We start from the raw sequence: 13,083 nt of genomic DNA on the forward strand, positions 1-13,083 counted from the left end.
TTCTTCACGTCCAATCTCCTTGTCATTGAGGATTGGACTCCAAACCGCTTCGCTACTCAATCTCGGGGGGACGTCGGCCCCGCGCCGGGGCCGCGACGAGGAGGATGCAGTGGCAGTCGATCAAGGATTGGTTTCACTTCACCTTAGTGCGGTGCAGCAGGTTGCTGCTAAGGCTCAGATGGGTCAGGAAATAACGGATGAGCTCTTTCGCGTCGTGGCCGCTGCACAGTCACAGTTCGCGGTCGTTCCAGAGCAAGAACAGGGTGCGAACCTAAAGGCATTTCGAGGTCGGCTGAAGTTGATGGCCGATCCTATGGTGACTTCAGACGATACCTATCGAGGTGTGCTGGCGGCGGCCGTTTCACTGCTGGATTCACAGATTGGGTAACAGTTGGGCTACGGGGCCGATCTCACGTTCGACCCCTGTAGCCCACCATTGGTCGTCGGGGTCGCTGGCTTTCCCTGCCTTCTAGAACGTCCATCCTTGTAGCGCCATGAAGCCTTCAAGATTGGTGCATGGAACGTTGAAATACTCACAAATGTTCGGCATCTTTGCCGAATTCATTTTAAACAGTTCTTCCGTCACAACCGTGCCTGCGCGGGCCTTCGCCGCAGCGATCACAAACGGATCGGCAACAGGAGTTCCTTTCAGTCGTTGCTTCTCTCCAATAAGGCTCTGGAAGTGGCTGATGGCCAGAATTGACGAAACGATCTGAAGCTCTTGCGCTGTAGGTGTGGTGAAAATATGGCCATTGGCGCTGACCCATGCATCTACATGCTGATCGGGTTCGCCATTCTGTAGCTCTCGCTTCACTTCTTTAGTTGAAAGCAAGGTTCCGGCCTTCACCATGCTGTCCAAGCCGGCCCACAGCGTCGCGAATACGCCGGGATAGTAGTGCTTTAGCTTGCTAAAAGAGGCGGTGTCGAAGACATAGATCATTGCGCTTTCCTTCGCAAAACAAGCTCCTCGAGACCTGGCACTTGGGACGGCTTCACGCCCAGGAAATCTGCCGCCTTCTCTTGGCTGAGTTGGCCTCGCAGATGCCGCGAGAAAACCTCTCTCAGTAGCCTATCGCTCAGGTACGCCCCCTTGGATGCGTACCAACTGCCGCCGCCAGCGCTTTCCTTCTTCTGCTGGGTCCACTCAAGCGCTTTGGCCTCATAAAAGATCTTGGTTGCTCGGCCTCGATCGAGGAAGCGCCGGAGGATCGCTTCTCGACTCACTCCAAATGCGCGCGCAAGACCTGAAAAGAAGGAGTCGGGTAGGCTATCAACGGAATGGGGTGCGCTTTGGGCGCGGTGGTCGAAAACTGCAGACGGAATCAATACCTCGGCGGCCACCGCATTGCAAAACGCCTCGATAGCCTGCTCCCGCTTGGGAAGGTCGTGGATGTAAGAGATGTCGAACTTCGATATGCCGTTGATGGCGAATAGTGCGTGTGCGAGCTCATGTAGCAATGAAAAGATCTGGCGAGTCTTGGTGGTGCTGTTGTTGATGTAGATCAAAGGAAATTCATCATCGCGCAAACAGAACCCTGAAATGCTGGTCTGTTTGAAGCTGTCCTTGAAAACGAAGATCCCGCGCTTCTCAATTGCTTCGCGCCATGCTTTTAGCGCGTCCTCGTCCCGCGCCCAAGATGCTTGGATCTCGGTATCAATGCCAAGGGTGGCTCTGATCTGACGAGCTTTCGCGGCGAGGTCGTCGCCGATACTCAGCTTCACCTCATTCCAAATCTTGGAATTTGCCGGATTGGTACCTTCGTAAAGCTCCGCCAAACCCAGTTGGTAGGCGCGCGCCTTGCGTAGATGGAGGTAGGTGTCCCTATCCAGCGTGGCAAGATCTCCTTCGGGAAGGGTCCGGAATTCTTGTCTGGGAGACGCTTCCTTGGGAGGAGTTGGAAGAAAGAAAACCGCAAGGGGGCGCTTGTAGAGGTCGTAAGCCAGCGCTTCCAGTTGAGCATAGGTCGGAGAGGTGTCGCCCCGCTCCCAGGACTCGATCTCAATGGCCTGTCGTTTCAGGCGCACAGCAACATCGGCCACCGTCATGCCGATGGACTCGCGTGCCCAGCGCATCACTGCCGGCTGAACGCCGGCTACCGTCTCCCTAGTCATTTCGATGCTCCATGGGGCCAGTATCGCCCTGCAGGGTGCCGTTGCCCAGTCCCAAGGGGTGCGACCGACCTGGGCTCAGCCAGGTTGGGGTCGCATCGGCTGGCTGGATTGAGTAGCGAGGGCGTCCAAGGCGGGGAAGGCGGAGGGCGGGAAGCGGATGCGGCCAGCGTCGGGTGTCGACGCGCGCTAGCTTAGCCACATCCGGAAGCGGCTGGGCGCGCGGGCTGAGATGTCCCTCGGGGTTCATGTTCACTATTGGAGCTACAATCCCAACTCTAATCAGGGGGAATCAAGGATGGCTCTCATAACCTGCCCGGAGTGCGGGCATACCATTAGCACTACTGCCCAGGCATGTCCGTCGTGCGGAGCGGTGCAGACGCCAGGCCCAGTCGACCCACAATCTGCCGCGCCGATAGCAGCTGCGAAGAAGGGGGGCGGGTGCGGTACGTTTGTACTGATAGGCGGCGTCGGGTTCGCGGTCGTGATTGTTATCTTGATTATGATCGGCTCATCGCCCCAAGCGAAGGAGAAGGGCAGAGAGCGCGATGCCATCGCCTTATGCTGGGAGGAGTACGAGCGAAAGTCTCTTGACCCGGGTACGCAGAGGTTCATTGCCAGTGCGTGCGAGTTGATGGAAAAGGACTTCCGCACGAAACACGGCGTCGAGCCGTAACCGCTGGTTTGCCTGAGTCTCCCGTCGTAGTTCCTGTCGGGCTCTTCTTTTTCGGTCTTGCCTTCATTGATTTGCGCCTAACGAGCGGCGGTAGTGGAGGCGTCAGGCCGCGGTTCCTTGAGCGGCACTGAAGTCAGCGTGCGTCAAGAATTGCCAGGACAACATGGGGCCTTCACTCTGACTCCAAATGGCTCAGGATTCGCTTACCCTGATCCTCAGCCTCTCCAGGCGATCCTCTTACGATGATGTCCGCAATGATCTCGGCGAGCAGGTCGTCCCGCTTCTCTTGGCACGACGCTTCTGCTGCCTGAATCACCGCAGCTGTCTCTTCGGCCTTGCCGGTGTCAGCGTTGGTGCGTCTGCTTCTTGCCCAAATGCAGTGGGTGCGGAAAAAGCCCCCCATGAAGCGCGCAGGCGTGGAAGGGGGCAAGTGCGCGCCCGGGATCCCGCTGGTGCCCCCTTTCTACATTGACCATTCCGCGAGGCCTAGGCTCACGAGATGGGGCCCGGGAGGGGCACCATTGCAGGGGTGGGGGCGTTGGGTAAAACTGGCGGTTACATATCCAACAGGGGGAAGAAATGCAAACTGTGTCAGCCTATCTGCTAGAGAGAAAAGGACTTAGTGCGCAGATGCGCGCGGAACGAATCCGTTCCGTGCACGAAAGCATGACCGGGTGGCTCACGTCGAAAGGAGTGCTGGACGTGGCGGAGCGTTCTGGGTCATTCGCGTCTGAAACTCCAGGTGGCGGTGGTACGTTCACCCGCGAGATCGTAGAGGTCGACTATCAGTATGCTGAAGAGCTAATTTTGAGGGAGAGGGCGAACGAAGCGCAGGAGTTCGTTACCCGTGTATGTGTTGTTGCCACCGATGAGCGCGTTGCTGTATTTGCTTCGGTATCAGCATCCAACCTTGGAACGAAGATCGCGCCAAGATCAACCAGTGCTCGCTGCCCTGCCGTTCTTCGCGAAATGATTCGACTGCATAGGGACTGGGAGATTGACGGTGCTCAGATCCCGTCGGGAAGGCCGCGCACATTTACAGGTCCGGAGGGTGGGGCGGAGGTTTGCAAGATCATCCTCTCCGGCCAGCGAAAATTCCCACTAATCCTTGTATCCGAAGATGATGACGAATTTGTGTGGGATGGGCTAGATAAGAAGCTGGCATCTGACTTGGTTGGACTTGGTTATGTGTCAACCGTTGACTCAGATGCAGCTTGGGAGATATCAAGTCGCCTAGGCAGGAGGGCTGCTTGCTTCGATGGCGCAGTGCGTATCTATTGGCCGAACATTGGCACCTCGCTCGATCAGCTCGTGAGCACGGTGTGGACTTTAGAGAGGATGCTTGACGCACCCGCCAACACGAACGCGGAGGATCGCTTTCGCGAGCAGTTACGGCAACGCGTCATGGCCGCATCCGCCCTGTCGATCACAGAGCCTGCAGAGATTGGGTCTGTTTTCAGGGCGCAAACTCGGAAGAGGCTGGCAGAGCTGCAGGGCAATGCAAGCATGATCGACGGCGTATACGAAATTGCCAATAGCCTTGCAGACGACCTCGACAAGGCAAATCGGAGAATCACTGATCTAGAAACCGAGTTGTCCGTTGAGAAAACTAGGGCAGAAAACGCGGAGGTTCAGCTGGGATACGCGGGCCAAACCCCCGCAGCAAATGATGCGACTTCGGCTGATTCGGAAGAACACGCGGTTGAGGATGAAGAGGGTGGGCAAGGGGATATCCAGGCTGGACAAGCTGTCTTCTACAAAAAAGTGAGTTCTACCCCGAACTTCGACATCATGCGCCGCCGAGGTGATTGTGGACACAATAGCTGGGAAAGCGCGCACGCCGCAGACAAGGCTTGGAAGGGTGTGGAGAGGCTTGAACTCCGCAAGGATTGGAGGTCGTTTTTACACTGTAGTCGCTGCAAGGGAGGTGGCGTCTGGAAGGTTACTTTCTGATCGCCTACGGCTAGATAGTTTCCGCTTTCCTGCGGTCAATCTTTCGACTGCCCCCTCTCCATGAGGGGGCAATGGCCAGTCAGACCGGCATCTCCCATAGGGGGAATGCCCCATTGGTGAGGCTCGCCGTCCCCTAAGGAATGGAAAGTCAGAAAGCTCCTGACGCACGTGATCATTAGCGCAGCGGTGCCGTCACACTCCTGAGGTCACACATGGTTGGCGTTGATTAGCTTGCCGTGAGACGTCAGTCGGTCGCGGACGCGTCGGTCTGGCGCCACTGCTCAGCAATGATCTAACGGCGACCTTTTGGCGGTAACTTTTACGGTAACTTTCATTGCGAAATTCGCATGTATCCATGCATATCAATGCGATGGAGCTGTGATTGATGGTGTGCCCACCACATTGAACATCTTGTTCTATAGCGGCTGAAGTTCTCTGCAAGAGAACGGGCTACGGACCTTCTACGTCTGCGCGACCTACATCTCCATCGGTTGCGCCGTCGCCACGGCGCCGATCAGGACGCCTTGCCCTGTGTTCGCTGTATGGCAACGACCACGTGCAGCGCGATGGCGAGATTCGCGGAATTCTCAGTGCATTCGGAGAACAGAGGATCCCCGTCCAGGTGTGGGAAACGGACGGGGAAGAACCACCAGACGTGCTTGAGTTTGACCCGTATGCGTGGGAGCCACTTGAAGAAGGGCACCTGTTGAATGTGATTGATTCGGCGAAGGGTCATTACGCGTGGCTTGTCTCTGCTCCAACCCTGGAGCTACTCGGGATGGGGAAGATCGCGGCGATACCGACCCGTCAGGTAACCTGTCTATCAGGGCCATCGCGAGTGCGTCTATCATCCGGTCTACGACATGAAGAACTTTACTTACAAGCACACCCAAAGGCCCAGCTACCTTCGAGGTTGCTTCTATTGGAAGGGGCGTGGATATCACTACGCGGACGCCGCGCCGACACTGATCATGCCGCCTGACGATGTGGGGACGGATCCCTGGAGTGCGTTGGCATGGGTCCTGGAACGCGCAAAGCGCGGCGACTTCAGCCACGTCTCCAGGCTGAGAGGCTGGATACTGGACAAGCACAACGATCCGACGCTGGTATCGGCATGCCTGGGTCTGACCGCGGATGCCGGAGTCCATGGCGACCTGGAGTTCCTTGCCGAACTCATGATCGAAGGGCCGAGCTATCTACGCATCGAGGCGAGTCTTGCCGCCCAATGGTCCGGTGCGCTTTGGCTGATTCCCTTCATGCTTGAAGCATGGCGTGCGCTGGGTCGTAGAGCCGATCGGGAATCGGTAGAGACAAACATAGTCAACCTTCTGGACCCCATTGATGGCGAGCCTCGGTTCTTCGCCAGCGGGCTAAGTGACGTTGCGTACATCAAGGCGGTCGATGCGCGGGTAGCCGAGTTGACGGCCGTCTGTGGCAGCGACGAGGCATCGATTTCGAGTGGAGCCCTCGTCGACATGAATCGACAGATCTGGCTCATGCAGAAAGCACTGGTGCCAAAGAACGGCGACGAGTGGATCGACTGGGGCAATTTCCTCATCTGGAGACGCAAGTTCGAGGTGTACTCCGGGGTCGATTGCAGCGGGTTCTATGGAGAGAAGGGCGTATTTCAACCGAGGCAGGCATCAGCCGTACTGGGCCGGTACATGGCATCAGCCATGTCCTTTGAAGTGGGCCGGCGCTACTTCTTCGGCCATCTGGTGCCGCAGCGGGCTGAACAGCGTTGAGCACCATACCGCTCACGCCAGAAACTCTGCTTTTGAAATGTCTGCTTGACGGGGAAGCTTACGACTGCAATTCCGTTCTCCATTTGGTCGCTCATTGGGCTACTCACCGGCCACTTCGGTGCAGGGATCTGCAGGGGCGGAGTGCCCTTCCAGTGCCATCGATAGGCTTGTAGGGCCTATTCTTGCCCTGTATGCAGGTAGTGCAGAAAAAGCACCCTGCGAAGTGAGCAGGCGTGGCGGGGAGACGGGTGCGCGCGCCAAGGGCGGAGCAGGCTCTGTGGACGGCTCACTGGCGTGCGGGCTTCCGGCGGCCTAACCCTCGCCTGGCGGGCAGTGAGTGAGGATGGTGTTGCCATCTGTTGTGATGGACCACTTCAGTGTTGCCCCGCCACCGGCATACACATCGTCCACCTCCCACGCTAGGAAGCCGGAAGCTTGAAGGGCAAATCGTCGACTTTCAGCGACGTCCTCAATGTCCCCCCTGTACGCAAGGTCCCGTAGATCGCCCAGGAAGACGTTGATTACCATGTCTGAGAGCCGATCAAAGTCTGAAGCCGCGATTTGCCGCCTTCCAACCGCCACGAACAGCTTTGCAAGCATCTGTGGCTTGTGGAGTGGGTCCGCCCGATCAAGCTTGTCTAGCAGCAATTCTCCTAACCGCTCCCGCTTCGTTTCTGTCCCCGCGAGCTCGTCGACGGTACGAGCGCGTTCGCTGGCCGGCAGGTCGTCGACTCCGCTTAAGAATCGGGCGACCTTCGCGGCTAACAAGCGGTCACTGATCGCCGCTGCTCCGTCCCTCACGGCCAGCACGACGGACACCACAGGCACCTTGCCCAGAACGTGTTTGTCTAGCGCAGCTTCCCATACTGCTGAGATCACGTCTTTCGCTAGGTTCGCGGAAGGGGTCCTGAGGGCACCTATCAGGTGGTTAGAAATCTTCATGTGATATCCGGACGGGCGTTGCGATAGCTTTACCACGTCGAACGGCCTACCGCTGGTGCTGGAGCGGCATACGAAGCCGGGCTTGCAAAGCCATTCCATGTCACCGATAGAGGCTTGATGTCGCCATGATCATCCTCATTCTTGGCTGCGTGTTGCTCGCGTCTCTCATTGTCGTCGGCGGCTTGCTCGTATGGGCGCTAAGCGCAACGTTCTCACTCTTTGCGTCTTTGACCTAGGCAAACCTGAGTGCCGCCACTCGCACCTACTGTCATAAGCCCCTCTGAGCAGGACACTGTTGACGGTAAACTTGGCGGTATGTGAACGATCTATATATTGAAAAGTTCAATTAAGAGATGCATTGGTAATGTTGTTGATGATGGGCCACCAATTGAACGTCTTATGTTGGGGATGTATCCGTTGTACTTCGCCAAACCATTGCAACGAGCCAAAAAGAGAATAGCTGGGCAATTTCCACAACTGTACTCTCGCATCTCACCTCTGCCTTGCGAGTGAGTGGATGCTCTGGCTCGATAGCGCCCACTACCGTGTCCCCCATGAATATGTGGTAGTCCCTGGTTAGGAAGGTCTGTGGCTTCAGCAGGAACCTAGCTTCGTCGCAGACAATATCGAACGAGCGCCCCCAAACGCCGCGTTTTTTCGCGGAGGCGACTGTGGTCCCGTTGCACTCAAGCGTCCACCGTGCGTTGATCCATCCATCCTTTCGGACGTTATACGTGTTGCCCTCCCATGCGATGGCGCCCTGGTCGGAAAACAGTTCGAGTGTCAGTTGTGCGTTTCCACTGGTTAGCCCCGACACCAAATAGTTCCAGGAGAACACCGACAGCGGCGTGCATGTCAGCATCGGCATCGGACTCCACTCACCGCGGGACGTTCCGGACTGTCGAGTCGAGACCGGGTTGCGGTCTCAGCATCGTTCAGTCTGGATTCGACCGAGTCGTTCGCCATCTGCGACGCACCAGTGGCGCCGGTTGCGCCAGTTCGGTTTGCGTTGCCGGCATTGCCGGAGACGCCTGAAGGACCATCCACCGCCATAATTTTCACTCCTGTGAAGATGGGGGAGCTGGCGCCATTGATCACGCCGGTTCTCAGAACCTAAGATTATTAGCGTGGCTTGCTACCTGGGTCCACTACAGTCCCAGGATCTCGAAGGCATCGTCTTGAGGCGCATAGCCAAGTACCCGCTGGCTTTCCTCGAGGTTCAACCGCTTGTAGCGGTTATTGGAAATGCCATTGACGATGGCAAAGTCCACGTGCTCCGCTTCGACGGCTCGAACGAGGAGCTGCACCGCATCGCGATGGCTGAGGAATGCGCTGACGTCCCGGGCCGAGTGGCTTTCGCCGCGCGTAAAGCTGGCGAAGTTCGCAATCCTCACTGCAATGACCGACAGCCCTTCCTGGCTGGCGAAATAGGAGCCAAGGGCTTCGCCAAAGCACTTGGTCACGCCATAGATGTTTTTCGGCCTGACCGGATCGTCGACTGAGACCTGGCGGTCCTCGGGATAGCCTTCAATGGTCTGCGCACTGCTCGCAAAGACCACCCGACGGCATCCTGCATCGGCAGCGGCGCGGAAGATGTTGAACGCGCCCTTGATGTTGGCATCGAGCAGGGATCCATAGAAATCGGATACCGGCCCTGGATCTGCGGCAAGGTGGAGTACCGTGTCGACACCCTCGCAGGCCTTTCGGCATGCATCCAGGTCAGCGATGTCGAGCTCGAGCACATCGCCGTCGCCACCAAGGCTGGAGATATCAAGATCGGCAAGTCGCAACGTGAAGCGGTCTGCCGAAAGCTGGCGAAACGCTGTGCCGATTCGACCGGCAGCGCCGGTCAGGAGGACGGTCTTCTTGGAGGGATCTGTCATTGAAGGTGTCTGGATCGGCTGGGAAGAACTCGGGCATTGATTCTGCCATCGGCCAGGTTAACGCCAGGCAGCAAGGTCCAGCCGCAGGCAGCCCAACGTTGGGTGTCTGGCAGGGCTTGTTGGGCGATACGCCCAAGGCATGTAAGGGCATATGCGAGCGTCTTGAACCCACCATCAAGGCGGCGCGGGTGAACCGCGTTCCGCTGCTTACCTGATTGGGTGCGGCCCTCTACGGACGCAGGCGGCCTACGCCCCCGGCGGCAGTTGCCCATGCCGCCGTCGAAAATCCTCGAAGCGAACCAGGCTGATGGCCTGGTGCTCGCCGCAGTCGGGGCAATCCAGCGCTGCACCGCCCGGGATCAGGGTGAGGCCGGCGGCCGGTATGGCGGTAAACGCGCGATGGCAGCGCAGGCAACGGCAATAGACGCGCAGCAGTTCCAGAATGTGATCGTCGCTGTCGGTCACAGCTTCCACGTCCAACAGATAGAAACGGCCTGTGTCGGGCATGTTGTCCTTCTCCGGCGGTTGCGGGCGCGGGGGTGACCGCGCACCGGCGACAGGTGCGGGTCAAGGCTTCGGTGGTGCCTCGTAGTCGTCGGGTTCGGCGGTGTGCTCGGCCTCGGGCATGTCCTTGTCTTTCCAGGTCGCCTTGTCGTTGCGGAGCTTGTCCGGCGTGTGCGCCTTTTGCTGGTCGTCCTTGCCTTCCAGCGGATTGGAGGATGGCGTGTTGTTCATGGGGTATCTTCCGGCGGCGGACCGTATGGCAGGTGGATGAAGCTTGAGCGCACACAGGTGAGCGCAGCGTCCGCGGCGTGTCGTCGCCGGGTCATCGCGCCAGGTAGCTGTCCAGCCGCAGTACCTTGGCCGCCTTGGATGCCTCCAGCAGGCGCAGCGCGGTGGCTTTACCGGAACCGATGCCGGCGACCGCCTCGCGGATCACCACGGTGCGGTATTCGCGCGCATTGCTGTCAAAGCAGGTGGCCGCCACGCAGGACTCGGCGGTCATGCCGGTCACCACCAGCTCGTCCACCCCCAGCTTGGCAAGCAGTACCACCAGCGGCGTGGCCAGGAACGCCGAGTGTTTGGGTTTGAGGATGAAGTAGTCGCCCGTCTCGGGCTGCAGCATGCCGGCGATCACCGACGATGCGCCTTCGGTGCCCAGGCAGACGCGGACCAGTTCCTTGAAATCCATCTGCCAGTTGGCGAAGTTGTCGTTGGCGTGGATGACCGGGTGGCCATGGGCACGGAAGTGCCTGCACAGCCGCGCGATCCCGCGCGCGGCCCGCACTGCGCTGGGCTTGAGCTGTTCGGCGTGCGGGAAGTCGAACAGGGTGAACATGTCTACGATCAGCAGGGCGGGTTGTTTCATGAAGGCTCCGGCAGGTCTCCGTTGTCGCGCTGGCGGTGCCAGCTGTTTCTCCTCCGCTTGCCCCGGCAACCCGGCGTCATCGTGCGGTTGGGCCGGGTTGCGTCACCGTCTGCCATCGACTGCGTGGCCACCTGCTGCGTGGGCGACCCGGTGACATGGCGGCAGCAGCCGTGTTCCTGGAGGCCGCGGCACGCAGGGGCGGCTTTGTCGGCCACCGGGACAATGGACTGCCGACGCTACGCGCAGGTTCGTGATGGCCACGCGCACTGCCGTGAAGAACGGCTACACGCGGGTCGCTGCGTCCACGCGCGGCAACCAGCCGTTGCTCCGGTACCAGGCCACCGTGTCGGCGATGGTCTGTTCGATCGGGCGGAACGCCAGCGCCAGTTCCCGCGCGCTTTTGGCGTGGTTGAAATGGCTGCGGCCGTCTTCCCTGCGCATCAGTTTCACCGTGGCCAGGCTCAGCAGGATGGGCTTGCCAGTGAAGCGTGCAAACAGTTCCTGCAGCGTGGCCATGACGTACAGCAGCGGATAGGGCAGCTGGCGGGTGGGCGTTTTGACGCCGGCGATGCGGCCCAGCAACGGCACCAGCGTCTGCATGGTCATGTGCCGCCCCGCGGCCAGGTAACGCTCGCCGCGTCGCCCGTGCTCGGCGGCGGCGATATGTGCCTGCGCCACGTCGCGCGCATCCACGATGGAGAACGTGCCCGGCGGCAGGCCGGGCAGCTTCCCCGAGACCACGTCGTTGACCAGCTGGCCCGAGGAGGTGGGGCCGATATCGGCCGGGCCCCACATCCAGCCGGGCAGCACGAAGCTGGCCTGCATGTCCGGGTGCGTGTCCAGGAAGTCGGTGACGACCTGGTCGGCCAGGATCTTGCTGCGGTAGTAATCGTCGTGCGCGTCCTCCAGCCGGCGCAGGCTGGTTTCATCCATGGCGATGCCCGCAGCGCCGTTCAGCACGGCGATCGAGGAGGTCTGCACGAAACGGCGGATACCGGCTTGGTAGGACGCCTCCAGCAGCCGGCGGGTGCCATCCACATTGATGCGCTGCAGTTCATCCCAGTGGCTGCCGCCCTTGAAGCTGTCGCGGAAGAAGGCGGCGGTATGGAAGACAACATCGCAGCCGGCCAGCGAGGCTGCGAACCGGCTGACGTCGGCCATGTCGCCCTCCACCAGCTCCACGCCCTGCATCGCCGCAAACTGCGCCTGCCCCTTGGCGGCGGTGCGGACCAGGACGACCACGCTGATGCCACGGGCAACCAGTGCGCGGACCAGGTTGTTGCCCAGCAGCCCGGTGGAGCCGGTGACGAAGGCGCGGGTGAGGGTGGGCTGGGTTTGCATGTCGATTGAATTCCATATGTCATCTGAGATGTTGACGAACTGTAGCGGGCGAACAACCAAATATCAATTGATATGCGAATTGCGTTGGGCAGTGGCCCCGCGCCGTGGGAGCGTCGATATCCAAAGTTCATGTGATATTTTTGGACCATGACCCGCCCCCCCGACCGAAAGCGCCTGACCCGCGAGGAAAGCCGCGCCCAGACCCGTGAGCGCCTGCTCGACGCAGGCAGGCAGCTGGTGGTGGCCAATGGCTATGGCGGCGCGTCCCTGCGCGACATCGCCGCGCAGGCCGGCTATTCGCAGGGGGCGTTCTATTCGAACTTCGCCAGCAAGGAAGCGCTGCTGCTGGAGCTGCTGCGGCAACACATGGGCGCCCAGGAGGCCCAGTTGACTGCCTTGATGGCCGCGCCGCAGACGCCCGAGCAGATGCTCGCGCAGCTGGACCGCTGGGCCCGGACGCTCAACCAGGATGCCGACTGGTGCACGCTTTCGATCGAACTGCAGCTGCACGCCCACCGCAGCCAGGCCTTCGCGGTGGAATACCAGAAGGTGTGGGACGCGCACCGTGCGGCCCTGGGCGAGTTCATCGGGCAGTTGTTCGACGCGCTTGGGCACGTCCCGCCGGCCAGCCCGGAGGAACTGGCGGCCGGCTTCATGGCCCTGTCCCATGGTCTGGCCCTGCAGGCGGTGGCAACTCGCACCGAGACCTCCGGGCGGCTGATCATGGTGCTGCTGCGCGGTTTGATCGCCAGCGCGGCCGATGCACCGGGCGGCGCTGGCCGCGCCGATCGCTAGCCGATTTCATCGGCGACCTGGCCCCGGGGTGACGGTTCTGCCGCCGACGCCAGCGTCCATGACAAACGCACGATGGTGACGCTCGGCTGATCCCATCGGCATTGCGGCGGCTGGGGCGGGCAGGCTTAGGCCACTTGCGCATCCGGCCTGCCGGCCATTGCTGCACGGCAGGCAACACCATGCGTCCAGCCACGGCTCTACTGCCTTCCTCGCGCGTCTCCTACGCTGGTTCCACACGGCGCCCTGCCGTGCTCTGCGTCCAGTGCCCCC

Annotated in this window: 13 protein-coding genes; 5 read left to right on the forward strand and 8 right to left on the reverse strand. The window is 60.1% G+C overall.

Features of this window, described 5'->3' with window-relative positions:
• Positions 1-388, forward strand: a 388-nt coding sequence (locus IC535_RS08540) for a hypothetical protein (protein WP_228885254.1), incomplete at its 5' end; no start/stop codon positions are given.
• Positions 389-469: 81 nt separating this feature from the next.
• Here IC535_RS08540 and IC535_RS08545 read toward each other — a convergent pair.
• Positions 470-940 (reverse strand): PIN domain-containing protein, encoded by a 471-nt coding sequence (locus IC535_RS08545; RefSeq protein ID WP_228885255.1) that lies wholly within the window; start codon positions 938-940, stop codon positions 470-472.
• Positions 937-2,112, reverse strand: a complete 1,176-nt coding sequence (locus IC535_RS08550; RefSeq protein WP_228885256.1) for an ImmA/IrrE family metallo-endopeptidase — start codon at positions 2,110-2,112, stop codon at positions 937-939. The genes IC535_RS08545 and IC535_RS08550 overlap by 4 nt, the downstream gene beginning before the upstream one ends.
• 295 nt (positions 2,113-2,407) lie before the next feature.
• Between IC535_RS08550 and IC535_RS18840 the strand changes: the two genes are divergently transcribed.
• The 3 genes from IC535_RS18840 (at position 2,408) to IC535_RS08560 (ending at position 6,483) form a co-directional block, all read left to right on the forward strand.
• Complete coding sequence (locus IC535_RS18840; RefSeq protein WP_429000333.1) at positions 2,408-2,785, forward strand: zinc ribbon domain-containing protein; 378 nt, start codon at positions 2,408-2,410, stop codon at positions 2,783-2,785.
• Positions 2,786-3,451: 666 nt separating this feature from the next.
• Positions 3,452-4,738, forward strand: a complete 1,287-nt coding sequence (locus IC535_RS08555; RefSeq protein WP_228885257.1) for a hypothetical protein — start codon at positions 3,452-3,454, stop codon at positions 4,736-4,738.
• Between the two features lie 863 nt (positions 4,739-5,601).
• A complete protein-coding gene (locus IC535_RS08560; protein WP_228885258.1) occupies positions 5,602-6,483 on the forward strand; it encodes a hypothetical protein in 882 nt (293 codons plus the stop codon).
• Between the two features lie 312 nt (positions 6,484-6,795).
• Here IC535_RS08560 and IC535_RS08565 read toward each other — a convergent pair whose 3' ends face one another.
• The 6 genes from IC535_RS08565 to IC535_RS08590 all read right to left on the reverse strand — a co-directional run bounded on the left by IC535_RS08565 (position 6,796) and on the right by IC535_RS08590 (position 12,018).
• Entirely contained in the window at positions 6,796-7,425 is a 630-nt protein-coding gene (locus IC535_RS08565; RefSeq protein ID WP_228885259.1) for a hypothetical protein, read from the reverse strand.
• Between the two features lie 1,148 nt (positions 7,426-8,573).
• On the reverse strand, positions 8,574-9,308 hold the full coding sequence (locus IC535_RS08570; RefSeq protein WP_228885260.1) for an NAD-dependent epimerase/dehydratase family protein: 735 nt from the start codon (positions 9,306-9,308) through the stop codon (positions 8,574-8,576).
• 246 nt (positions 9,309-9,554) lie between these two features.
• Positions 9,555-9,815 carry a hypothetical protein gene (locus IC535_RS08575; RefSeq protein WP_228885261.1) on the reverse strand — a complete coding sequence of 87 codons (261 nt, stop codon included), beginning with the start codon at positions 9,813-9,815 and terminating at the stop codon, positions 9,555-9,557.
• A 60-nt stretch (positions 9,816-9,875) separates the two neighbouring features.
• Entirely contained in the window at positions 9,876-10,043 is a 168-nt protein-coding gene (locus IC535_RS08580) for a hypothetical protein (protein WP_228885262.1), read from the reverse strand.
• A gap of 91 nt (positions 10,044-10,134) precedes the next feature.
• A complete protein-coding gene (locus tag IC535_RS08585) occupies positions 10,135-10,677 on the reverse strand; it encodes a cysteine hydrolase family protein (RefSeq protein WP_228885263.1) in 543 nt (180 codons plus the stop codon).
• Between the two features lie 282 nt (positions 10,678-10,959).
• Positions 10,960-12,018: an SDR family oxidoreductase gene (locus IC535_RS08590; protein WP_228885264.1), complete on the reverse strand. Its 1,059-nt coding sequence runs from the start codon at positions 12,016-12,018 to the stop codon at positions 10,960-10,962.
• A 147-nt stretch (positions 12,019-12,165) separates the two neighbouring features.
• Between IC535_RS08590 and IC535_RS08595 the strand changes: the two genes are divergently transcribed.
• Entirely contained in the window at positions 12,166-12,813 is a 648-nt protein-coding gene (locus IC535_RS08595) for a TetR/AcrR family transcriptional regulator (protein ID WP_228885265.1), read from the forward strand.
• The last annotated feature ends 270 nt before the right edge of the window (positions 12,814-13,083 follow it).

It is taken from the genome of Stenotrophomonas rhizophila, assembly GCF_020857975.1.
Classification (GTDB): domain Bacteria; phylum Pseudomonadota; class Gammaproteobacteria; order Xanthomonadales; family Xanthomonadaceae; genus Stenotrophomonas; species Stenotrophomonas rhizophila_C.